This window comes from Nocardioides hungaricus (assembly GCF_054782915.1).
On sequence record NZ_BAAGRO010000005.1, the window covers coordinates 44,561 to 66,248 of the forward strand.

At 72.0% G+C, this 21,688-nt stretch carries 27 protein-coding genes; 15 read left to right on the forward strand and 12 right to left on the reverse strand.

Going from position 1 to position 21,688, the window contains the following annotated elements; genetic code table 11:
* Positions 1-10: 10 nt before the first annotated feature.
* Positions 11-1,279, reverse strand: a complete 1,269-nt coding sequence (gene aroA / locus ACYVKX_RS02640; RefSeq protein WP_460828992.1) for a 3-phosphoshikimate 1-carboxyvinyltransferase — start codon at positions 1,277-1,279, stop codon at positions 11-13.
* Between the two features lie 531 nt (positions 1,280-1,810).
* Here aroA and ACYVKX_RS02645 point away from each other — a divergent pair.
* The 3 genes from ACYVKX_RS02645 (at position 1,811) to ACYVKX_RS02655 (ending at position 4,198) form a co-directional block, all read left to right on the forward strand.
* Positions 1,811-2,212, forward strand: a complete 402-nt coding sequence (locus ACYVKX_RS02645; RefSeq protein WP_460828994.1) for a DUF6281 family protein — start codon at positions 1,811-1,813, stop codon at positions 2,210-2,212.
* 330 nt (positions 2,213-2,542) lie between these two features.
* Positions 2,543-3,484, forward strand: a complete 942-nt coding sequence (locus tag ACYVKX_RS02650; RefSeq protein WP_460828996.1) for a matrixin family metalloprotease — start codon at positions 2,543-2,545, stop codon at positions 3,482-3,484.
* A gap of 96 nt (positions 3,485-3,580) precedes the next feature.
* Positions 3,581-4,198 (forward strand): hypothetical protein, encoded by a 618-nt coding sequence (locus ACYVKX_RS02655; RefSeq protein WP_460828998.1) that lies wholly within the window; start codon positions 3,581-3,583, stop codon positions 4,196-4,198.
* 323 nt (positions 4,199-4,521) lie between these two features.
* Here ACYVKX_RS02655 and ACYVKX_RS02660 read toward each other — a convergent pair whose 3' ends face one another.
* Positions 4,522-4,989, reverse strand: coding sequence for a DoxX family protein (locus ACYVKX_RS02660; protein ID WP_460829000.1), 468 nt, complete (start codon positions 4,987-4,989; stop codon positions 4,522-4,524).
* Positions 4,986-6,350 carry a sigma-70 family RNA polymerase sigma factor gene (locus ACYVKX_RS02665; RefSeq protein WP_460829002.1) on the reverse strand — a complete coding sequence of 455 codons (1,365 nt, stop codon included), beginning with the start codon at positions 6,348-6,350 and terminating at the stop codon, positions 4,986-4,988. Before ACYVKX_RS02665 ends, ACYVKX_RS02660 begins: the two co-directional genes overlap by 4 nt.
* Before the next feature lie 102 nt (positions 6,351-6,452).
* On the opposite strand from ACYVKX_RS02665, the gene ACYVKX_RS02670 reads away from it, so the two are divergent.
* The 5 genes from ACYVKX_RS02670 (at position 6,453) to rsrA (ending at position 9,549) form a co-directional block, all read left to right on the forward strand.
* A complete protein-coding gene (locus ACYVKX_RS02670; protein WP_460829003.1) occupies positions 6,453-7,178 on the forward strand; it encodes a hypothetical protein in 726 nt (241 codons plus the stop codon).
* A 16-nt stretch (positions 7,179-7,194) separates the two neighbouring features.
* Positions 7,195-7,935: an SOS response-associated peptidase gene (locus ACYVKX_RS02675; protein ID WP_460829004.1), complete on the forward strand. Its 741-nt coding sequence runs from the start codon at positions 7,195-7,197 to the stop codon at positions 7,933-7,935.
* Positions 7,932-8,576 carry an alpha/beta hydrolase family protein gene (locus tag ACYVKX_RS02680; RefSeq protein ID WP_460829005.1) on the forward strand — a complete coding sequence of 215 codons (645 nt, stop codon included), beginning with the start codon at positions 7,932-7,934 and terminating at the stop codon, positions 8,574-8,576. Before ACYVKX_RS02675 ends, ACYVKX_RS02680 begins: the two co-directional genes overlap by 4 nt.
* Positions 8,577-8,638: 62 nt before the next feature.
* The gene (locus ACYVKX_RS02685; protein WP_460829006.1) at positions 8,639-9,274 is read left to right on the forward strand and encodes a sigma-70 family RNA polymerase sigma factor; all 636 of its coding nucleotides are present in this window, start codon (positions 8,639-8,641) and stop codon (positions 9,272-9,274) included.
* On the forward strand, positions 9,271-9,549 hold the full coding sequence (gene rsrA / locus ACYVKX_RS02690) for a mycothiol system anti-sigma-R factor (RefSeq protein ID WP_460829007.1): 279 nt from the start codon (positions 9,271-9,273) through the stop codon (positions 9,547-9,549). The genes ACYVKX_RS02685 and rsrA overlap by 4 nt, the downstream gene beginning before the upstream one ends.
* Before the next feature lie 52 nt (positions 9,550-9,601).
* Here rsrA and ACYVKX_RS02695 read toward each other — a convergent pair whose 3' ends face one another.
* From ACYVKX_RS02695 to ACYVKX_RS02715, 5 genes are all read right to left on the reverse strand, one after another.
* Positions 9,602-9,676 carry a 50S ribosomal protein bL37 gene (locus ACYVKX_RS02695; protein ID WP_369759046.1) on the reverse strand — a complete coding sequence of 25 codons (75 nt, stop codon included), beginning with the start codon at positions 9,674-9,676 and terminating at the stop codon, positions 9,602-9,604.
* A 118-nt stretch (positions 9,677-9,794) separates the two neighbouring features.
* Entirely contained in the window at positions 9,795-10,154 is a 360-nt protein-coding gene (locus ACYVKX_RS02700) for a thioesterase family protein (RefSeq protein WP_460829008.1), read from the reverse strand.
* Between the two features lie 2 nt (positions 10,155-10,156).
* A complete protein-coding gene (locus ACYVKX_RS02705) occupies positions 10,157-10,645 on the reverse strand; it encodes a GNAT family N-acetyltransferase (protein ID WP_460829009.1) in 489 nt (162 codons plus the stop codon).
* Positions 10,638-12,272 carry an acetolactate synthase gene (locus ACYVKX_RS02710; protein WP_460829010.1) on the reverse strand — a complete coding sequence of 545 codons (1,635 nt, stop codon included), beginning with the start codon at positions 12,270-12,272 and terminating at the stop codon, positions 10,638-10,640. The genes ACYVKX_RS02705 and ACYVKX_RS02710 overlap by 8 nt, the downstream gene beginning before the upstream one ends.
* Before the next feature lie 10 nt (positions 12,273-12,282).
* Entirely contained in the window at positions 12,283-13,134 is an 852-nt protein-coding gene (locus ACYVKX_RS02715; RefSeq protein ID WP_460829011.1) for a DUF2785 domain-containing protein, read from the reverse strand.
* A 58-nt stretch (positions 13,135-13,192) separates the two neighbouring features.
* Between ACYVKX_RS02715 and ACYVKX_RS02720 the strand changes: the two genes are divergently transcribed.
* Positions 13,193-14,668: a sensor histidine kinase gene (locus ACYVKX_RS02720; protein WP_460829012.1), complete on the forward strand. Its 1,476-nt coding sequence runs from the start codon at positions 13,193-13,195 to the stop codon at positions 14,666-14,668.
* Positions 14,669-14,788: 120 nt separating this feature from the next.
* On the opposite strand, the gene ACYVKX_RS02725 is transcribed toward ACYVKX_RS02720, so the two are convergent.
* A complete protein-coding gene (locus ACYVKX_RS02725; RefSeq protein ID WP_459969410.1) occupies positions 14,789-15,040 on the reverse strand; it encodes a WhiB family transcriptional regulator in 252 nt (83 codons plus the stop codon).
* A 186-nt stretch (positions 15,041-15,226) separates the two neighbouring features.
* Between ACYVKX_RS02725 and ACYVKX_RS02730 the strand changes: the two genes are divergently transcribed.
* Positions 15,227-15,631: a hypothetical protein gene (locus ACYVKX_RS02730; RefSeq protein WP_460829013.1), complete on the forward strand. Its 405-nt coding sequence runs from the start codon at positions 15,227-15,229 to the stop codon at positions 15,629-15,631.
* 82 nt (positions 15,632-15,713) lie between these two features.
* Here ACYVKX_RS02730 and ACYVKX_RS02735 read toward each other — a convergent pair whose 3' ends face one another.
* From ACYVKX_RS02735 to sodN, 3 genes are all read right to left on the reverse strand, one after another.
* Positions 15,714-16,529: an RNA polymerase sigma factor SigF gene (locus ACYVKX_RS02735; RefSeq protein ID WP_460829015.1), complete on the reverse strand. Its 816-nt coding sequence runs from the start codon at positions 16,527-16,529 to the stop codon at positions 15,714-15,716.
* A complete protein-coding gene (locus ACYVKX_RS02740; RefSeq protein WP_460829016.1) occupies positions 16,526-16,951 on the reverse strand; it encodes an anti-sigma factor in 426 nt (141 codons plus the stop codon). The genes ACYVKX_RS02735 and ACYVKX_RS02740 overlap by 4 nt, the downstream gene beginning before the upstream one ends.
* Before the next feature lie 246 nt (positions 16,952-17,197).
* The gene (gene sodN, locus ACYVKX_RS02745) at positions 17,198-17,599 is read right to left on the reverse strand and encodes a superoxide dismutase, Ni (protein ID WP_345519549.1); all 402 of its coding nucleotides are present in this window, start codon (positions 17,597-17,599) and stop codon (positions 17,198-17,200) included.
* A gap of 60 nt (positions 17,600-17,659) precedes the next feature.
* Between sodN and ACYVKX_RS02750 the strand changes: the two genes are divergently transcribed.
* From ACYVKX_RS02750 to ACYVKX_RS02770, 5 genes are all read left to right on the forward strand, one after another.
* A complete protein-coding gene (locus ACYVKX_RS02750; RefSeq protein ID WP_460829017.1) occupies positions 17,660-17,974 on the forward strand; it encodes a S24/S26 family peptidase in 315 nt (104 codons plus the stop codon).
* Positions 17,975-18,100: 126 nt separating this feature from the next.
* Positions 18,101-19,276, forward strand: coding sequence for an NAD(P)-dependent malic enzyme (locus ACYVKX_RS02755; protein WP_460829018.1), 1,176 nt, complete (start codon positions 18,101-18,103; stop codon positions 19,274-19,276).
* Positions 19,277-19,301: 25 nt separating this feature from the next.
* Positions 19,302-20,270 carry a zinc-binding dehydrogenase gene (locus ACYVKX_RS02760; protein ID WP_460829019.1) on the forward strand — a complete coding sequence of 323 codons (969 nt, stop codon included), beginning with the start codon at positions 19,302-19,304 and terminating at the stop codon, positions 20,268-20,270.
* Positions 20,267-20,974 (forward strand): SDR family oxidoreductase, encoded by a 708-nt coding sequence (locus ACYVKX_RS02765; RefSeq protein ID WP_460829020.1) that lies wholly within the window; start codon positions 20,267-20,269, stop codon positions 20,972-20,974. Before ACYVKX_RS02760 ends, ACYVKX_RS02765 begins: the two co-directional genes overlap by 4 nt.
* A gap of 10 nt (positions 20,975-20,984) precedes the next feature.
* A complete protein-coding gene (locus tag ACYVKX_RS02770) occupies positions 20,985-21,464 on the forward strand; it encodes a sulfatase-like hydrolase/transferase (RefSeq protein ID WP_460829021.1) in 480 nt (159 codons plus the stop codon).
* The last annotated feature ends 224 nt before the right edge of the window (positions 21,465-21,688 follow it).

Consider the following 21,688-nt stretch of genomic DNA (forward strand, 5'->3'; position numbering starts at 1 on the left):
GCCGCGCCGCTCACCGGGGGATCAGCCCCGACCAGAAGCCCGCGAAGTCCGGGAACGTCTTGCCGGTCGTGGCGACGTCCTCCACCAGCACGCCGTCGACCGCGGCGCCGACGACCACGGCGGCGTGGGCCATCCGGTGGTCGGCGTAGGTGCGGAAGACGCCGCCGTGCAGCGGTGCGGGCGCGATCGTCAGGCCGTCGGGGTGCTCGGTGACGTCGGCGCCGAGGCCGCCGAGCTCGCGGGCGAGCGCGGCGAGCCGGTCGGTCTCGTGGCCGCGGATATGGCCGATCCCGCGCAGATGCGAGGGCGCCTCCGCGAGCGCGCAGAGCGCGGCGACCGCGGGCGTGAGCTCGCCGACGTCGTGCAGGTCGACGTCGATGCCGAGCAGGGTGCCGCTGCCGGTCACCCGCAGGCCCTCGTCGGTGAACCCGACCTCGCAGCCCATCGCGGCGAGGATCTCGCGCAGCGCGTCGCCGGCCTGGGTGGTCCGCCGCGGCCAGTCGCGCACGGTCACCGAGCCGCCGGAGACGGCGGCCAGTGCGAGGAACGGCGCCGCGTTGGAGAGGTCCGGCTCGATCAGGTGGTCCACGGCGCGGATCGGACCGGGCCCGACCCGCCATCGGTTCGCGTCCGCGTCGTCCACGTCGACGCCGTGCTCGCGCAGCATCGCGACGGTCATGTCGATGTGGGGGAGCGACGGGACGGGCTTGCCGTCGTGGCGGACGTCGACGCCCTCGTCGTAGCGCGCGCCGGCGAGCAGCAGCGCGGAGATGAACTGCGAGGACGCCGAGGCGTCCACGACCACCGTGCCGCCGCGCACCGAGCCGGTGCCGTGCACGGTGAACGGCAGTGCCGCGCCCGGCACGTCGACGCCCAGCGAGCGCAGCGCTCCTAGGATCTCGCCGACCGGCCGCCGGCGCATGCGCTCGTCGCCGTCGAAGGACACCGCGCCGCGGGACAGCCCGGCGACCGGCGGCACGAAGCGCATCACCGTCCCCGCCAGGCCGCAGTCGACGTCGGCATCGAGATCGAACGGGCCGGGCGTCACGAGCCAGTCCTCGCCGGAGGTGTCGACCGTCGACCCGAGCGCGGTCAGCCCGGCGGCCATCAGCGTGGTGTCGCGCGAGCGGAGCGCTCGCCGTACGACGGACGGCCCGTCGGCGATCGCCGCGAGGACGAGCGCGCGGTTGGTGAGCGACTTGCTGCCGGGGAGCGTGACGACCGCGTCGACGGGGTGGTGCGCCCGGGGTGCGGGCCAGGGATCGGGCAGGTCGCTCACGCGCCGAAGACTATCGGCCCTCTTTCATGCCCGGCCTGAGAGCGGACCGTCAGGGGGAGGTTGCGCAGTCCGGTGGTCTCGGCCACGCGGGCGTTCCCGCCGACTCCCCATCGGCTGGCAGTGCCGCGTGGGTGGTGCCGGCCGAATCGCTGCGTGGAAGCATCCGCGGATGCTTCCGGTATGCGGGCCTCCTCGCCGACCCGGGCCGGGCGTGCTCGGGCAGCGCAGTCGGGCAAGCCGCTCAGGATCAGGAGTACCGGTGGCACTCTTGGTCGAGGACGGCCGGCGATGATCATGGGTATCCAAGATCGGCCCGTAGGCCGTCATCGAGCACTTTCGGGCGGTCCGGCAAGCCGCTCAACCACGGACCTTCCGCGAGGTTGATTCCCAAGGTTGACCCACAGATGTGTCACAAGAGCTGGTCTTCGTGAGTCAGGTCCCGGCCTGGACCTGACAACCGGGAGCCATCCTGACATTCCGACCGTCCGACTCGGATGACGGAGCAGAACTGCTACGAATCGGAGAACGAACATGCCCTTCATCTGTCTCGGGACCGGCCAGCAGGCAGGCATCCTCGCCGGCGCCCTCATGCTCGCACTCGCCACGACTGGATGCACGTCGAGCGGTAACAGCGCCGACGACACCCCGGGCGCGGCGGCGTGCGCGAACCGGGTCGAGTTCAAGAGCCGCACCTATACCGAGACCGGTGGCCGCCAGGTATCGCTCGGAGAGCGGCTGGGCTCCGCCGAACTCCTCTCGTGCACCGACTCCGCCGCCACCCAGGAGCCGGACCTGGGCATGCTCGACATCTACCGTATCCGGGGGGTCGACGAGTCATTCGCAGTCGCCGTCGGCGCCGACACGCAGGATGCCGAGATCTACACCGCTGAGGGTGTCGATCTTCCCCGACGGGTTGCCGATCTGCTGGAGTGATGCCAGCCCGCAAGCCGCACGCCGGAGACAAGGGGGTCAATTTCTGCATTATCCTGCGCGCCACGCGGTGTCAACATACGATCTCCGACACCGACCTGGACTCGGAAAGCCAGGTCACTCTCGGAGGGAACTGTCATGGCACATCTGCGCCAACATGTACTCATCAGTACACGTCCCAAGCGGCTCACTGCCGCACTCTGCTTCGCCAGCATCAGTTGCGGTGCTCTCGCCTAGAGCCTCGCTGTCCCAGCGACTGCGTCGGCGGGAGACGACTGCGGCCTGCCCGACAGCGGGGCGATCACGACTGCTGACCTGCCGGAGGGATCGTCGGTGATCGAGTGCGACGCCGTCGGGCTTATCGTCCAGTCGGGCGACCTGGGGCTCACGATCCCGACACCCGGACTGGCCGTGGGTACCGATGCGGTGCTCGAAGACGGGACGGTCGAAGGGTTCCAGGTGGAGGTCGCCTCCGACGGCACGATCAGCTACCCCGAGGAGTCCAGTGACGCCGAGAGCGGCATCGGATACGACGTGCCGGACAGTGCCGCGAGTGTAGGCAGCGCTGCCGCCGAGCCCACCACAGAGCCAGAGCCGGATGCGCCAGGCGACCCGGGCAACGTTCCGGAGGCGCCGGATGCAAGCGCCGACAACTCGAGCGGCAGCCCGGGCGCCTGTGCCGACGGCGACTACAGCACCAATGATCTGAAGGAGTACGGCACGTACAACTGGTACATCGGAGATGGCGGAATGCCCGGTGCACTCTCGCGGTCGGCCGCTCAGCAGGCTTTCGCGAATGCGGTCAACAACATCACCGGGAGCGAGACCGACTGTAGTGCCTACTCGGCCGACGAGGTTGACGCGTCGGCGAGCTATCAGGGGACGACCTCCTACGAGACCGACATGAACAGCAGCGGTGACTGCACTGATCGGGATGAGAAGAGCACGTGGGACGCCGGCGACCTCGCGTCGGGAACGGTTGCGCAGACTTGCTGGTGGTCCACCTCAATGCCAGGCGTCAAGAACGACCTGCGGGAAGCAGACGTGCGCTACAACACGAACGACTACGACTTCACCAACACGGTCAGTAGCAGTTGCTCCGGCAAGTACGACATCCGGTCGGTCGGTACCCATGAGGCCGGTCACGTCTTCGGCATGGGTCACGTCGGAAGCGGCCACGACAACCTGACGATGTACACGAACTCGTTCATCTGCAAGACCAAGGCACGGACACTCGGCAAGGGCGACGTCCTAGGTCTCAGGAGCATCTACTAGGTCAACGGGCGGGGATCCGGTCGTAACCACCTGCGAGTTGCTCCGCTCCCTGGTTGCTGCCCGTGCGTTGCACGGGCAGCAACCGACGACCTCGCCTTGGACGACTCCCGGCACCAGAGCCGCAACGAAGAAGTGATGATCATGCGCAGGAGAACCTCCATTGCCGTCCTCGTCCTGACCGTCGTCAGCGTCAATGGGATGGCGGTCGCGTCGAGCGGCGTAGGCTCCGGGCAGCGCTCGCCGGAACCAGTCATCGAGTCGATGCACTTCTACCGGGCCGGTCCGGAGGCAACGTACTCACGCTTGCGGCATCCGTTTCCACACTCGGATGTCGGCATCGTGGAGGTCGATCCCCTGGTGTTGACCACGCCGACAGACGCGTCGACCTATGACGCGGTCGCCACGACGACCTTCCGCTATCGCACGCGTGGGCCGGGACCGTTCAGCGCCGACGTTATCATCGACACCGGGACCGGAGGTGGCGACGACGGCACCGCCGACGACGTACCGACAGTGCCCGGAATCGGTACGCCGTTGCGCGCCAGCAAGACGCCCACCGCCGGGGTCGTGCAGGTCCTCGTTCGTAGGCTTGCTGGAGGCAGCACCTATCGGTTCTCGCCACAGGTAGACAGCGTCCTGCCCAAGCGCGGAACCAACAGGATCACGACTGCCCGCATCGTGTTCACCGTCCAACTCATCCCGAGGGTGGCGTGACCATTCGCGATGTGCCGATCCGGCTTCGCGGCCCCTGCCCGGAGTTGTCTCCGTCGCGGCGGCTCACTGAGCTTGCGACTGAGCCTTGGCGGGGTGATCAGGCGGCCTTCTTGATGGCGGGGTAGCGGGTGCGGGGGCCGGTTCGGGTGCCGACGGGGCGTCCGGGGCCTGCTCGACTGGGTTCTGGGGGGCTGGCTGGTGTGCCCAGCGTGGCGTGTCGGCGCCATCCTCAAGTAGCCGCGACACAGCCGGCGAAGCCACGGCACTGATCCTCGAGCATCCCGAACTCGACCCCGAGGTTCAATCGCAAGCTCAGACCCGGACTATCGGCCCGGGATGTGGTCCTTCGCCGCGTGCTTGGCCCGCCAGGTGAGGGCCGGCCTCCCCTCGCGGTCGGCGGAGGCGATCATCAGGCCGCCGATCAGCGAGACGTTCTTGAAGAAGTGCAGCCGCTGCTGGGTGCGCTGGGCCGGGTCGTCGATCTCCCAGAACCGGTGCCCGGCCGCGGTCGTCGGCACCAGCGACGCGGCCAGGACCGCCGCGGACAGCCGCGGCAGCCGGCCGGCGGCGAGCGCGAGGCCCGCGCCGATCTGGACGCCGGCGTTGAGCTTCACCAGCGTCTCGGGGTCCTCGGGCAGCGGGATGCCGGCCTTCTGGGCCAGCGGCACCAGGCGCGAGGTGACCGGATCGGCCTTCGCGGCCGGCCCGGAGGTGTTCTTCAGGGCGGCGGCGGCACCCACGACGAAGATCGAGGCGAGCATGGGGCGGGCGATCGTGCGGCTGAGGCTCATGCCCCCTTTCTACCCACTCCGGTCGGAACGGTCACCTCGACCGGTGGGAGGGGGATGCCGAGCACGCCGCCGGACACCCCGGCGCCGAGGCCGCCCGGGCCGGCGGACAGCTCGACGTCGAGTTGGACCAGCGGAGTCTGCGACGGTGGGGACGGCGGCGTACTCGGTGGGGTGCTCGGTGGAGGCTCCGTCGGAGGGCTGGTGGGCGGCGGCTCCGACGGAGAGGTCGTCGGCGGGGGCGTGGGCACGGTCGGCTCCGGCGCGGGTCCGTCGGTCGCCGTCACCGTCGGCTCGGTGACGGCGACCGGGGTCGTGGCGTCCGAGGGCGAGCGCGGTGCCGGCGAGCGCTCCATCGGGCCACCCGGCACCCGGGTGGGCTCGGCCCGCACCGCCGGGACGTCCTCGGCGGCCGGGACCTCCGGCTGGGACTGGGTGATGACGACGAGCAGTCCGACCGCGACAGCTGACGCCGCTGCGCCTGCCACTGCCGCGGTCGGACCGTGGGTGAGGACCGCGTCGCGAGCGCGGTCGAGGAGGACGACGACGCCGCCGCCCACGGCGGCGCCACCACCCGCCGCAGTGCCGAGGTACGCCGTCGCGGCGGCCCCGAGCAGCAGCGGCGCGAGCACGGCGCCGAGCCGGGAGTTGACCTCGGTGAGCTCGAGGTAGATCGCCGCGCACCGCCGGCACTCCTCGAGGTGCCGCTCGACCTTCGCGCTGTCGCGGCGGGACAGCCCGCCGCGGACGTAGCCGCCGAGCGCGGCGCGCGTGCGTGCGCAGGCGTCCTCGTCGACGTCCTGGGCGTGCATGGAGAGGTAGGCCTGGCGCAGGCCCTCGCGGGCACGGTAGGCGAGGGCGGAGACCGAGTTCGCGGTCATGCCGAGCAACGGCGCGACCTCCGCCGGCTTCTGCCCCTCGACCTCGGTGTGCCACAGCACCAGCTGCCAGCGCTCGGGCAGCGACGCGAACGCCCGCGCCGCCGCCGCGCTCTCGAAGCCCTCGACCGCGGTGTCGCGGAACGGCACGCCCGGGTCGAACGGCGTCAGGTCGTCGGTCGTCCGCAGCCGCGCGGTGGCGCGGATCCGGTCCACGTGCAGGCGGCGTACGGCGGTGAGCAGGTAGGCCCGGAACGCGAGGTCGGGCCCGCCGCCTCGCTGGAGCACGACCAGGACCTTCGCGAACGCCTCGGAGACCAGGTCGTCGACCTCGCCCGCGGAGACGAGCTGACGGGCCAGGCGGCGGGCGGCCTCGACGTGGCGGGAGAAGAGCTCGCCGTACGCGTCCGCGTCCCCGCCGCGCACCGCAGAGATCAGCTCGCCGTCGCTCGGCGGGCCGTCGAGGGTCGCGACGTGGCTGGCCACGGGGGTCCAACGAGAAGAATCGGAGAAAGTTCCGAAAGCCGCGTCATGGGCTTGCGCGACCCCCGTTCCATCGCCGGACAGAGCCGATGTAGGGGAGCCACCGTGGACTGGTTCACGACGCGCAGGCGACGTGGCACCACGGGCGACCCCGGAGCAGGGCGGGAGCTGTCCTCGCAGCTGCGGGCGGCGCTGCCGCCGCGCTTCGAGGCAGTAGGGGAGGCCCTCGCTTCGGGGTCGGGCACGGTCGCCGCGTGCGAGGTCAGTGGGGGAGACCTCGCCCGCGACGGCCGCACCCTGTCGGAGTCGCTGGACGCGCTCGCGACGACGTACCGCCTCGTGCTCGGCATCGATCCCGCGCACGCCGCCACCCGCGCCCTCGCCATCGCCTGGAGCGACGCCACGCTCGGCTATCTCAACGATCTCTCCTGCGACGACCCGCTGACCGGGCTCGCCTCGCGGCCCCATCTGCGCAGCCGGATCTCCGAGGTCTACCGCACCGCGCACCACGACGAGCACGCGCTGGTCGTGGTCGCGACGCCGCCGTGGCCCGGCCCCTCACCCGACGACGTGATCACCCGGGCCCTGCAGGACGCCCGGATCGGCGACACCGCGCGCACCGTCTTCCCCGGTCCCGAGACCATCGGCCACGTCGGACCCGGCCGCGTCGTCGTGCTCGCCGGCCGCGACGACCGGATCGGCCGCCGGGTCGGCCTGCTGCGCCGGATGCTCGACGGCGGCGAGACCCCGCAGCCACGGGTCTGGATCGAGGGCCTGCCCGAGACCGACGAGGCGGCCGGCCGGCTGCTCGACGAGCTCACGCGAGTGTGACCAATACAGTGGCCCTATGTGCGGCCGCTACGCGTCCAGCCGGCGCCCCGAGGACCTCGCCGAGGAGTTCGACATCGCCGACGTGCGCGTTCCGGCGCCGCTCGAGGCCGACTACAACGTCGCGCCGACCAAGCAGGTGTACGCCGTCGTCGAGCGCCCACCCTCTCGGGAGAGCGAGGAGCCGCCCGCGCGCCAGCTGCGGGTGCTGACCTGGGGCCTGGTGCCGTCGTGGGCCAAGGACTCCTCGATCGGCAGCCGGTTGATCAACGCCCGGATGGAGACGGTCGCCGAGAAGCCGGCGTTCAAGCGGGCGTTCGCCGTACGCCGCTGCCTGCTCCCGGCGGACGGCTACTTCGAGTGGTACCCGACGTCGGAGCAGACCAGGGCGGGCAGGCCCCGCAAGCAGCCGTTCTTCATCCGGCCCCGGGACCACGGCGTGCTGGCGATGGCCGGGCTGTACGAGATCTGGTGCGACCCGGCCAAGGCCGAGGACGCCGACGACCGGTTCCGCTGGACCTGCACGGTGATCACCACCGACGCGCCCGACGACCTGGGCAGGATCCACGACCGGATGCCGCTCATGGTCGAGCGCGACCGCTGGTCGGAGTGGCTGGACCCGCGCTCCGGCGGCGACACCGGCCTGCTGATGCCAGCAGCGCCCGGTGCGCTGGAGGCGTACCCCGTCTCCACGCTGGTGAACGACGTCAAGAACAACGGGTGCGAGCTGCTCGAGCCGCTGCCGCTGGAGGAGTCGTGAGCGAGCGCAGGATCGACACGCCGCACGGCGAGGCCCGGCTGGTGACCGACCGGGCGCGCTCGCCGTACGCCACCCTGCTGCTGAGCCACGGTGCCGGTGTCGGCATCGACACCGCCGATCTGCAGGCGCTCGCAAGGCACCTGCCTCGCAACGGCATCACGGTGGTCCGGCTCGAGCAGCCGTGGCGGGTCGCCGGGCGCACGGTCGCGACTGCGCCGCCCACCCTCGACGACGGGCTGACCGTCGCCGCCCGCCACCTGCGCCGCCGTACGCCGCTCGTCGTCGGTGGTCGCTCGGCCGGCGCCCGATCCGCGGCACGCTGCGCGCACGACCTCGGCGCGGCCGGCTGCCTGGCGCTGGCGTTCCCACTGCATCCGCCGGGGAGGCCGGAGAAGTCCCGGCTGCCCGAGCTGCGCGGGGCGAGGGTGCCGACCCTGGTGATCCAGGGCGAGAGGGACACCATGGGCCGGCCCGAGGAGTTCCCGCCGGAGACCGACCTCGCCGTCGTACCGTCGGCGGACCACTCCTTCACGGTGCCGAGGGGCGCCCCGCTCTCGCAGGAGGACGCCCTCGAGATCATCGTGGAGTCCGCGCTGGAGTGGCTGGTGCGCGAGGTCACCGGGAATGAGCGGCCCGCCTGACGCGTTCCGCCGTCATGCTCGCCGTGCTCGAACCCCCCGCCGCGGGGCTAGTCTGGGAGACGATGACAGACCCCACTGAGACGACCCCGGAGGTCGTCGACCTCGAGACCGAGACGGAGGCGGAGCGGTCCGCGCGCTTCGAGCGCGACGCGCTGCCGTTCCTCGACCAGCTCTACTCCGCCGCGATGCGGATGACCCGCAACCCGGCCGACGCCGAGGACCTCGTCCAGGAGACGTTCGCCAAGGCGTACTCCTCCTTCCACCAGTTCCGGCCCGGCACCAACCTGAAGGCCTGGCTCTACCGGATCCTCACCAACACCTTCATCAACAACTACCGCAAGAAGCAGCGCCAGCCGCAGCAGTCGATGTCCGAGGACGTCGAGGACTGGCAGCTCCACCGCGCCGAGTCGCACTCTTCCTCCGGGCTCCGCTCGGCCGAGACCGAGGCGCTCGAGCACCTGCCCGACTCCCAGGTCAAGGACGCCCTCCAGCGCCTGCCGGAGGAGTTCCGGCTCGCGGTCTACCTCGCCGACGTCGAGGGGTTCGCCTACAAGGAGATCGCGGAGATCATGGACACCCCGATCGGCACCGTGATGTCCCGGCTGCACCGGGGTCGGCGCCAGCTGCGCGACATGCTCTCGGACTACGTACGCGACAACGACCTGCTCACCGTCGGCCGCGACGGGGGTGCGCCGTGAGCCACGACCACGCCCAGGACCCCTCGCCCGCCGACTGCGCCGACTTCCTCGAGCGCATCGTCTACTTCCTCGACAACGAGCTCGACGCGGCAGACTGCTCCGCCGTACGCCTGCACCTCGACTCCTGCAACCCGTGCCTGGAGAGGTACGACCTCCAGCGCACCGTGAAGGCCATCGTGGCCCGCTCCTGCTCCGAGGTGGCGCCCGACGAGCTGCGGCGGCGGGTGCTGCTGCGGATCCGCCAGGTGCAGGTGGAGATCCGCGAGACCCCCTGACCAGCGAAGAGCCCCCGGACCGGAAGGTTCGGGGGCTCTGCCATCTCTGCGCTCAGGCGTTGGGGCGCTTGCCGTGGTTCGCGCCCTTCTTCTTGCGAGCGCGGCGCTTGCGGCCGGTCTTGCCCATGGTCTCCTCCTGATCGGACGTGTCCGGTCAGTCTCTCATCTCTCGTCGAGACACCCAAAACGGCCCCGAAAAGGCCCGGATGAGGGCAGTTTCAGGTGTCTCGACGAGAAATCAGCCGTCAGAGCCGCCCCAGGAACCGCTCGGCGTCGACCACCACGCGGGTGATCTCGCCGGTGGCGATCACTCTCCCGCCGGTGTCGCGGGCACCGACCGTGAAGCGGTGCAGCCGGCCGTCGACGTACGCCGCCGAGGCGGTGACCTCCACCTCCTGGCCGATCGCGGACGCGGCGACGTGCTCGAGCTCGACCCGGGTGCCGACGCTGGTCGACCCGGCGGGCAGGGTCGGCTCCAGGGCGGCGCACGTGGCGGCCTCGCACCAGGCCAGCAGCCGGGGCGTGCCGAGGACCGGCAGGCTGCCCGAGCCCACGGCCTCGGCGGTGTCGACGTCGGTCACGGTGAAGCGCAGCGTCGCGTCCATCCCTATAGCTCCGCCACGAACGCGATCAGGTCCACGCCCGGGACCGGCGACCAGTCCCGCTCGGGCGCGCGCCGGAAGCCCTGCCGCTCGTAGACCCGGTGCGCGGAGGTCATCTCGGCGAGGCTGGAGAGTACGACGCCGCGGAAGCCCAGCGAGCGGAACCGGTCCATCACCAGTCCGGTGAGCGCCTCGCCGACGCCCTGCCGGCGCGCGTCGGGGGAGACCGCGAGCATCCGGAATTCTCCTTCGTCCGAGGCGCCGATCTCCCGCCACGGCGAGCCCGGCAGCGCCAGGGTGACCGTGCCGACCACCGCGCCGGACCGCTCGGCGACCCACAGCTCGGCCTCGCGGTCGCGCCTCGCGGCGTCGCGCAGCAGCGCGATGTAGTGGTCGTCGGGGCCGTGGGTGAACTCCTCGTAGGCCGCGACGGTCACCTCGCCCGCCGCCTCGAGGTCGGCCGGCGTGGCACGGCGCACGATCAGATCAGACACCGAAGCTGTTCCGCGGGTAGGTCGCGGCCACGTCGGTGATCACGTTGACCAGGTAGGGCACGCCGGAGGCGAACGCCCGGTCGATCGCCGGGCCGACCTCGCGCGGGTCGGTCACGGTCTCGCCGGCGCCGCCGAGGGCGCGGACCACCTCGTCGTACGCCGTCCGCGGCGCGAGGTCCGCGATCACGTCGTACCCGTAGAGCATCTGCATCGGCCCCTTCTCCAGGCCCCACGCGGAGTTGTTGCCCATCACCATCACGACCGGCAGGTTGTGGCGGACCAGCGTGTCGACGTCCATCAGCGAGAAGCCCGCGGCGCCGTCGCCGAGCAGCAGCACGACCTGCGCGGACGGCCGGGCCAGCCGGGCGGCGATGGCCGCGCCGAGGCCGGCGCCGAGGCATCCGTACGGGCCCGGGTCGAGCCAGCCGCCGGGCCGCCTCGGCTCGACGAACTTGCCCGCGAAGCTGACGAAGTCGCCGCCGTCGCCGATCACGACCGCGTCGTCGGCCAGCCGCGGCACCAGCTCGCCGTAGATGCGCGCGGGGTGGATCGGGTCGGCCTCGGCCCCGAGCAGAGCGGCGTCGCGCTCAGTCGCCGCGGCCACACCCGCCCGCAGGTCGGCGACCCACGCGGACCAGTCGTGGTCCCTCAGGGCTGCGAGCAGCCCGTCGAAGACCGCGGACAGGTCGCCGGCGACGGACGCCGCGAGCGCGGCGTGGGCGGCGACCTGACCGGGGGAGTCGGCGACGTGCACGACCTGCGCGTCGCCGAAGACGCCGTACCCGAGCCGGAAGTCCAGCGGAGTGCCCACCACGATCACGAGGTCCGCGTCCTTCAGGGCCTGGCTGCGCGCCTTGGTGACCAGCAGCGGGTGGCCGCCGGGGACCACGCCGCGGCCCATGCCGTTCGTGATGGCCGGTACGCCGGAGGTCTCGACGAACCGCAGCGCGGCCTCCTCCGCGTGGTCGGCCCACACGTCGGTGCCGAGGATCAGCACCGGGCGAGCCGCGCCGGCCAGCAGCGCGGCGATCCGCTCGAGCGCGTCGGTGTCGGGGTCGGCGCCGCGCGGCGCGGCGAGGTCCGGGAGCCGACCGGTGGCGCTGTTGAACAGCTCGTCCATCGGCACGTCGACGAACACCGGTCCCCGATGGGGGGAGCGGGCCGTCGCGAACGCCTCGTGCATCCCGTCGACCACGTCGAGCGCGGTCGGGATCGTGCGCGCCAGCTTGGAGACCGGCGCGAAGATCGGCGGCTGGTCGAGCTCCTGCAGGGCACCGGTGCCCCAGCGGCTCTGCGGCGCGCGGCCGCCGACGACCACCATCGGCGAGCCGGCGAACTGCGCCTGGGCGACGGCGCTCAGCCCGTTCGTCACGCCCGGTCCCGCGGTCAGCACGGCCAGGCCGGGGATCCGGGTCAGCTTGCCGGTCGCCTCGGCGGCGAACGCCGCGGTCTGCTCGTGCCGCACGTCGAGGAGTCGCACGGGCGACCCTGACTCGGCGGCCTTCACGGCGCCGTCGTAGAGCGGGAAGACGTGCGCGCCCGACAGCGTGAACATGGTCTCGACGCCGTGCGCCTGGGCGACGGCCGTGGCGAGCTCGCCCGCGTGGCCGGTCAGTTCGGAGGACATGGTCCGAAGGTTACTGGTCCGTAGCGCCGAGGAACGCGGCGTTCGTGTGCTTGAGCGCCTGGACGACGACGAGCAGCAGGTCGGAGCGCACCTGCGGCGGCCGGGTGCCGAGCGAGAGCTGCAGATAGAGCGCCCGGAGGAACGCCTCGGCGTTGCCGCCGAGCAGGTGCGGGTCGCGCCCCTCGTAGGAGCCGCGGGTGCCCGCGGCGGCGGCCAGCCGGGCGATCCAGGGCTCCAGTACCCGCAGCGGCACGACGTTGCGGCGCAGTACGCTCATGGTCGCGAAGGCCAGCCGGTCGGGCTCGCCGCTGCAGAACAGCTGCTCCACCGGCAGCAGCACCCGGTCGGCGATCACGTCGAGGATCACGGTGAGCTCGGGCTGGGCCAGGTGCGGGGAGCTGGCGAGGGTGCCGAGGGTGTCGGCGCCGTGGGCGACGGCGTGCGCCCAGCCCTTGCCGGGCACGAACGCGCGCAGGTCGCGCTCGCGCAGCAGCCACGCCGCGAGCCGGTCGCCCCACTCGAGGATCTTGCCGCCGGGGAGCAGCGGCCGGAGGTTGTCGCGGGCGATGCAGTCGCCCAGCACCAGCGCCGAGAAGCTGCGCCGGAACACCGAGTCGGTGCCCTGCTCGCCGAGTCCGACGCGCAGCCCGATCGCCATCCCGTCACCGAGGCCGGCGAGCAGGTCGTCGTACACGCCGCGGTCCACCCAGGTCGTGAGCGTGGGGTACGCCGTGCCGTCGCGGAGCGCCGGATCCGGGTCGCCGAGCATGCGCGTGAGCTCGGCGGTGAGGTCGTCGAGCGGGCGGTCGGTCGGCACCGCGAGACCGGTGGCGTGCACCTGCTGCCAGTACGACCCGGACATGCAGGCGATCTTGCCAGAGGTGGTCCAGACGTCCGGCGGGGGTCCTACCCTTGCCAGCGTGCCGTCCCTGACCGACCTGGTGCGCAGCCACACCGACCTCGACGCCGAGGACGTCGCGTGGCTCCAGCTGCTGCAGGCGGACTGGCAGATCATCGCCGACCTGTCCTTCGCCGACCTGGTGCTCTGGCTGCCCGACCGCGAGGGCAGGGGCTTCTGGGCGGCGGGCCAGATGCGGCCCACGACCGGCCCGACGGCGTACGTCGACGACGTGATCGGCACCTTCGTGCCGGTCGGCCGGCGGCCGCTGATCGACGCGGCGCACGCCCAGGGGCGGCTGGTGCGCGAGGGCGACCCGGAGTGGCGCGACGACGTGCCGGTGCGGGTCGAGACGATCCCGGTCCGGCGGGCCGGCCGGGTGATCGCGGTCGTCGCCCGCAACACCAACCTGCTCGGCGTCCGCACCCCGAGCCGCCTGGAGCTGTCCTACCTCCAGTCCGCGGCCGACCTGACCCAGATGATCGCGCACGGCCACTTCCCGGCTGCCGGCCAGCGCAGCGACCACGCCGACACCCCGCGGGTCGGCGACGGCTTCCTGCGCGTCGACGCCGTCGGGAAGGTCGTCTACGCGAGCCCGAACGCGCTCTCGGTGTTCCGGCGGCTGGGCCTCTCCGGCGACCTCGCCGGGCTGTCGCTGGCCGACACCACCCGCTCGCTGGTGCCGCCGCGCCGCCGCCCCGACGAGGAGACGCTCAGCGCCGTGCTCGGCGGCCGCGCCCACCGCGACACCGAGATCGGCACCGACGGCGTCTCGCTGATCGTCCGGTCGATCCCGCTGCGGCCGCAGGGTGACCACATCGGCGCGCTGGTGCTGGTCCGCGACGTCACCGACCTGCGCCGCCGCGACCGCGAGCTGGTCACCAAGGACGCGACCATCCGCGAGATCCACCATCGGGTGAAGAACAACCTGCAGACGGTCGCCGCGCTGCTGCGGCTCCAGGCGCGGCGGATGGACTCCGAGTCGGCGCGGCTCGCGCTGGAGGAGGCGGTACGCCGGGTCGGGTCGATCGCGATCGTGCACGAGATCCTCAGCCAGGCCGTCGAGGAGCGGGTCGACTTCGACGACGTCGTGGACCCGCTCGGGCGGATGGTGACCGAGGTCAGCGCCGTCGGCAGCCGGGTCCGGGTGCGGCGCGACGGATCGTTCGGCGTACTGCCCTCGGAGTCGGCGACCGCGCTGGCGATGGTGCTCACCGAGGTGCTCCAGAACGCGGTCGAGCACGGCTACGACGCCGACGAGGCGGACGTCTCGGGCGAGATCGTGCTCACCGCGCGCCGTCTGGTCGGGCGGCTGCACGTCACCGTCGACGACGACGGGCGCGGGCTGCCGGAGGGGTTCGACCTGGACGGGTCGACGAACCTGGGGCTGTCGATCGTGCGCACGCTGGTGGAGTCCGAGCTCGGCGGTCAGCTCGAGCTGGGACCTCGACCCGGAGGCGCGGGCACGCGCGCGGCGCTCGACGTGCCCGTGGAGTAGTGCTCTGCGCCAGGACCCGGTCGCCGTTGGTCGAGCTCGTCGAGACCCCGGTGCCGTGGTCGCAGGCTCGGTCGCGCGGCTCGCTCGACCACCGCCAGCGGATCCGCTGACGCGTCTCCGCTAGGCGGTGCGGACCCGGGAGCGGGCGGTGCGGCGCTTCAGCGCGCGGCGCTCGTCCTCGCTGAGGCCGCCCCACACGCCGTGGTCCTGGCCAGCCTCGAGCGCCCACGCGAGGCACTGCTCGCGCACCTCGCAGCGACGGCACACCTGCTTGGCCTCCTCGATCTGGAGGATGGCCGGACCGGTGTTGCCGATCGGGAAGAACAGCTCCGGGTCCTCATCGAGGCACGCGGAGCGGTGGCGCCAATCCATGGCTGGGGGATCCCTCTTTCCTTCGAGCTCAGACGTGCAGGTCAGGGGCCGACAAGACCTGCGGGCGCGCCGATGTGAACGCATTCACGAGCGCACCGCCAAGAGTGGCAACTGTTGGAGCGTTAAACAACCCCCGCAGCCGGTTCGTTTCGTCACAGCAGATGCGCGCCTTCTAGGCTCCTGCCTGTGACGGTACGCCGCCCGGACAACCCCGCCCGACCCCCTGCGCCACTCCTGGTCGCCGCCTCCCTGGTGGCGGTGGAGGGCCTGCTGCTGCTCGGGTACGCCGTGCTCGAGCTGGCCAGCCTCTCCACGGACCGTGCGCAGGTCGCCCTCACGACCTCGCTCTTCTTCGCGGTGTACGCCGGCCTGCTGCTCGCCAGCGCCTGGGCGGTCACCCACGGCCGGTCGTGGGCGCGCAGTCCGATCGTGCTCGCGCAGCTGATCCAGCTGGGCGTCGCGTGGAGCTTCCGCGGCGGCGAGACGACCTGGGTCGCGGTCGCGCTGGCCGCGGTCGCGCTGGTGGTGCTGGTCGGGCTGCTGAACCCGGTCAGCATCGACGCCCTCGCGGAGCACGACGGCGACCGTTGATCTCGACACGCCGGTCGCGGCTTCGTTCCTCAGCCGCTCGGCTTGCTCGACCACCATCGGCGGATCCGCTGACGCGTCTGCGCTAACTCTGCTCCGCCAGCGAGGTGCGCAGCTGCTCCAGAGTGCGGTTGAGCAGGCGGGAGACGTGCATCTGGGAGACGCCGATCTCCTCGGCGATCTGCGACTGCGTCATGTTCTTGAAGAACCGCAGCAGCAGGATCTTCTTCTCCCGCGGCTCCAGCCGGTCGAGCAGCGGCTTGATCGACTCGCGGATCTCGACGTGCTCGAGCCCCTCGTCGTCGACGCCGATCGCGTCGAGCATGCTGGCGGCGCCGCCCTCGTCGCCGTCGTCGCTGGCATCGAGGGAGAGCGTGGAGTAGGCGTTGCTGGACTCGATGCCCTCGACGATCTCCTCGACCGTGCAGCCGATCGACTCGGCCAGCTCGCGCGGCGTGGGGGATCGGCCGAGGGACTGGGTGAGCTCGGCGCTCGCGGCGCCGATCTGCATGCGCAGCTCCTGGAGCCGTCGCGGCACCCGGATCGCCCAGCCCTTGTCGCGGAAGTAGCGCTTGATCTCGCCGATGATCGTCGGCGTCGCGTACGTCGAGAACTCGACGCCCCGGTCGGAGTCGAAGCGGTCCACGGACTTGATCAGCCCGATCGTGCCGACCTGCACCAGGTCCTCGAGCGGCTCGCCGCGGTTGCGGAACCGCCGCGCGCAGTGCTCGACCAGCGGCAGGTGCAGGTGCACCAGCCCGTCGCGCGCGGCCTCGTGCTCGGTCTCCGACCTGCTCTCGTCGCGCAGCACGAGGAACAGCTCGGCGCTGCGCTGCCGAGTGATCTCCACCGCGGTCCGGCCGGATGCCTCCGGCTCGTCCGTCCCCGAGAAGGCGCTCAATTCCCGATCTCGGTGTGACCCGACTCCATGGTGAGGGTGACGGCGAAGGATCCGCCGACGTCGTCGATGCGAGCGTACGTCGCCAGCGTGCTGAGGACCTGCCAGGCGAAGCTGTCGAGATCGGGGCTGACCGACGCGGCCACGTCGACCGCGACGCTCACGGTCAGCTCGCCGGGTGCCATGTAGAAGCGGCAGGTCAGGTCGGACCCGGCCGCGGCCTCGGTCAGCACCATCGCGCTCGCCTCGCCGACCGCGATCCGCAGGTCCTCGATGTCGTCGATCGGGAAGTCCAGCCGAGCCGCCAGTCCCGCGGTCGTCGTCCGCAGGACCGACGCGAATGCGCTGTCCGCGGGCAGCCGCAGCTCGACGTCCGCACGGCGGCCCTGGGTGGTCGGGCCGGTGGTCGCGCCGATCGATGCCATGTGGGATCCCTTGGGCTGGTCGGTGGTGGTCCGAGACCGTCCCAGCAATGTAGCGGGGACCGGTCCCCGGGTGTCGTACCCGGGGACCGGTCCCTCGTAACTTTGCTGCGCTCCGTGCGCCCGTGAGCCTGGGAGCCGAAAGCCTTCGCGGGCTCGGTCTCTCCTTCGACGTGGTCTGTGGTTCAGGCAGACGGCCGCGACTTCACTCGTTCAGTCGCGCTTTCGACTCGAAGGCTTTCGCTGCGCTCACGCCTTCTTCGTCTCCCAGAAGATCTCGGCGATCTCGTCGATCTTCGCGAGCAACTCGTCGGCCTTGCCGGCGTCGAGCTCGCCCTTGGTGCCCGAGGCGCCGGCGAGCTTGGTGGCCTCGTTGACCAGGGTGTGGAGCTGGGGGTACTTCTCGAAGTGCGGGGGCTTGAAGTAGTCGGTCCACAGCACCCAGAGGTGGTGCTTGACGAGCTCCGAGCGCTGCTCCTTGATCAGGATGGCGCGGGTGCGGAAGTCGGGGTCGTCGTTGTCCGCGACCTTGGCGATGATGGCCTTGATCGACTCCGCCTCGATCCGGGCCTGCGCGGGGTCGTACACGCCGCAGGGGAGGTCGCAGTGTGCGGAGACCTCGAGGGTGGGGGCGAACAGCTTCGCGAACATGCGGGTCCTCTCTTCGGTTGTCTCTTCGGTCGTCTCGGTGTCGCTGCGACACTACTCCGCGTGTCGAGATGGGGCTTCGCGGTGGTCAGTGGTCGGTCCATGCTGCCCACGCTGCGTCCCGGCGACCGCCTTCTGGTGTCCTACCGGCGGGCGCCGCAAACCGGGGGCCTCGTGGTCGTCCGGTTCGCGGACGGCACGGTCGCGGTGAAGCGGGCCGCCGAACGGCGTACGACGCGGTCGGGTGTGCCGGGCTGGTGGCTCGTGAGCGACAACCCGGCCGAGGGTGTCGACTCGCGACACCGCGGGCCGGTGCCCGACGCGGACGTGATCGCCGTCACCGCCGCCAGGATCTGGCCGCGCCCCCGCCGTCTCTGACGCTGTGCCAGACTGCTGGGCGGGAGAACCCCGAGGTCCACCGGCTCCGCGCTCCACCCTTCCGCGTCGAGCCCGGCCTCACCGCATCTGCATCCGCACGCCTCGATGGAAAGACACCTCCACGCCATGTCTGCTTCCCATCCCCATGCCGGCGACCCGGTCTTCGACCTACACGTCGGCGGGAAGATGGCGGTCCGCTCGACCGCCCCGCTCGCGAACCGCGACGACCTGTCCCTCGCCTACACTCCCGGCGTCGCCCGGGTCTGCGAGGCGATCGCCGGCGACCCGTCGCTGACCCAGCACTACACCTGGGTGCCGAACACCGTCGCCGTCGTCACCGACGGCACCGCCGTCCTCGGCCTCGGCGACATCGGCCCGGCCGCGGCGATGCCGGTGATGGAAGGGAAGGCGGTGCTGTTCAAGCAGTTCGCCGACGTCGACGCCGTCCCGATCTGCCTGGACACCACCGACGTCGAGGAGATCATCGAGACCGTCGCCCGGCTGGCGCCGAGCTTCGGCGGGATCAACCTCGAGGACATCTCCGCACCGCGCTGCTTCGAGATCGAGGACCGGCTCAAGGAGCGCCTCGACATCCCGGTGTTCCACGACGACCAGCACGGCACCGCCGTGGTCGCGCTGGCGGCACTGAAGAACGCGCTGCGGCTGACCGGCCGCGACCCGGAGTCCACCCGCGTGGTGATCTCCGGTGCCGGCGCTGCCGGCGTCGCGGTCGCGAAGATCCTGCTCGCCGACGGCATCGGGGACCTCGCGGTCACCGACCGCAAGGGCGTGCTCAACTCCGTGCGCGGCGATCTCACCCCCGTGAAGCGTGCGCTCGCCGAGGTGACCGCCGACCTCACCGGGCGCACCGGCACCCTCCAGGACGTCCTCGCCGGCGCGGACGTCTACCTCGGCGTCTCCGGCGGCACCGTGCCCGAGGAGTGGGTCGCGACGATGGCGCCCGAGTCGATCATCTTCGGCCTCGCGAACCCCCACCCCGAGGTGCACCCCGACGTCGCCCACCGGCATGCCCGGGTGGTCGCCACCGGGCGCTCGGACTTCCCGAACCAGATCAACAACGTGCTCGCGTTCCCCGGCATCTTCCGGGGCGCCTTCGACGTGCGCGCCACCGCGATCACCGAGGGCATGAAGGTCGCCGCCGCCGAGGCGCTCGCCGAGCTCGTGGGCGAGGCGCTCGCCGAGGACCTGATCGTGCCGTCGCCGTTCGACCCGCGCGTCGGGCCGGCGGTCGCGGCCGCTGTGGCGAACGCCGCACGGCGAGACGGGGTCGCGCGCCGGTAGGTCCGCCCCCGATAGGTTGGCGAGCATGTTCGCCGTCTACGCCGACCGATTCTTCGAGGACGACCCGCTCTCCGCCCTGCAGGTGGGGGAGCGGCCCGATCCCGAGGTCCCCGACGGGTGGACCACGGTCACGGTGCGGGCCGCCTCGCTCAACCACCACGACCTGTTCTCCCTGCGCGGGGTCGGGCTGCGCGAGGAGGCGCTGCCGATGATCCTCGGCTGCGACGCGGCCGGGTACGACGAGGACGGCAACGAGGTCGTCGTGCACGCGGTCATCAGCGACCCGTCGTGGACCGGCGACGAGACCTTCGACCCGAGGCGGTCGCTGCTCTCCGAGCGCTACCAGGGCACGCTCGCGGACAAGGTCGCCGTGCCGCGGCGCAACGTCGTGCCGAAGCCGGCGTCGCTCTCCTTCGAGGAGGCGGCCTGCCTGCCGACGGCCTGGCTCACGGCGTACCGGATGCTGTTCACCCGCGGCGAGCTCAGGGCCGGCGAGACCGTGCTCGTGCAGGGCGCCGGTGGCGGTGTCGCCACGGCCGCGATCATCCTCGGCCGGGCGGCCGGCCTGCGTGTGCTCGCGACCAGCCGCGACGAGGCCAAGCGCCGGCGGGCGCTGGAGATCGGGGCGCACGAGGTGTTCGAGTCGGGTGCCCGGCTGCCGGTGAAGGTCGACGCGGTCATCGAGACCGTCGGCCGCGCGACGTGGTCGCACTCGATCCGCGCGCTGCGCCCCGGCGGCCGGATCGTCACGTCCGGCACCACGTCCGGACCGGACCTCGACGACGCCGAGCTCACCCGCATCTTCTTCCTCCAGCTCAGCGTGGTCGGCTCGACCATGGGCACCCGTGACGAGCTCGCCGCGCTCGTGTCGCTGCTCGACGCGACCGGCGCCCGCCCGCTGATCGACCGGACGCTGCCGATGACCGACGCCCGCGACGGCTTCGCCGCGATGCTCGAGGGCGAGCAGTTCGGGAAGATCGTGTTCACCCGGTGACCCACCTGGTGACGCACCTCGTCACGGGCGCCGGTTCCGGGATCGGCGCCGCGCTCACTCGCCGCCTGCTCGACCGCGGCGACTCCGTCGTGCTGGTGGCGCGGTCTCCGGCTCGCGCGGAGGAGCTGCGGGCGGCGTACGACGGGGCCTCGGTGCTGGTCGCCGACCTCTCGTGGCCAGAGTCCGTTGAGTCGCTCTCGCTGCCGTCGTCGCTCGACTCGGTCGTGCACGCGGCCGGCGTCGTCGAGCTGGGATCGGTCGCCGAGCTGTCGGTCGACGACTGGGCAGCGCAACTGCGCGTGAACCTGGTCGCGCCCGCGGCACTCACCCGGGTCGCGCTGCCGGCGCTGCGCGCCGCCCGGGGCACCGTCGTGTTCGTCAACTCCAGCGCGGGACTCACCGCCCACCCGGGCTGGTCGGCCTACGCCGCCTCCAAGCACGGCCTGCGCGCGCTGGCCGACGCCCTCCGCGGCGAGGAGCCCGACCTGCGGGTGACCACGGTCCACCCCGGCCGCACCGCGACGCCGATGCAGGAGAAGGTGCACCGCCAGGAGGGCAGGGAGTACGACGCCGCCGACTGGATCCGCCCCGAGACCGTCGCCGACGCGATCCTCCACGTCCTCGACCTGCCCCGCGACGCGACCGTCGTGGACCTCACCGTCCGCCCGGCCACCCCGGCCGCGGACAAAGTGGCAGTCGAGTGACAGAATCCCCATGCCGACCCAGCGGATCACCACCCGCGTCGCCACGTCCGAGCCGCGCTTCGTCACCTACCCGACGCCGGGGCCGGACGCCCCGAACGTCCTCATGGTCGTCCTCGACGACATCGGGTTCGCCCAGCTCGGCTGCTTCGGCTCCGGCATTGCGACGCCGAACATCGACCGGCTCGCCGCCGGCGGCCTGCGCGACAACCGGTTCCATGTCACCGCGGTCTGCTCCGCGACCCGGGCGGCGCTGCTGACCGGCCGCAACCACCATGCGGTCGGCATGGGCGTCACCCAGGAGGCCGCGCTCGGGTTCCCCGGCTACACCGGCCGGCTGCCGCGGTCGGCCGCCGGTCTGGCCCGGCTGCTGCGCGACCGCGGCTACAACACGCTCGCGGTCGGCAAGCGGCACCTGGCGCCGAAGAGCGAGTACTCCGCACCGCCGTCGCCCGCTGGCTCGATGAGGGCGGCGACCTGGTCGATCACGTGAAACGGACGGCTTCGAGGCGCTGTCGTAGGTCACGAGGGACAGCAGGCGTGCACCGCGAGCCGCCGCGCGTCGGGGCACCAGTAGTTCGGGACGGAACGGGAGGCGGTCCGTGCTGTCCTTGTGCCGAGCGTCCGGCTGGCGTAGGAAGTCCGGTATGTCCCTCTCGACAACGACAGCGAGGATCCTCCGCGGCGCGGCGCGAAGGCTCGATGCACTGCCCACGG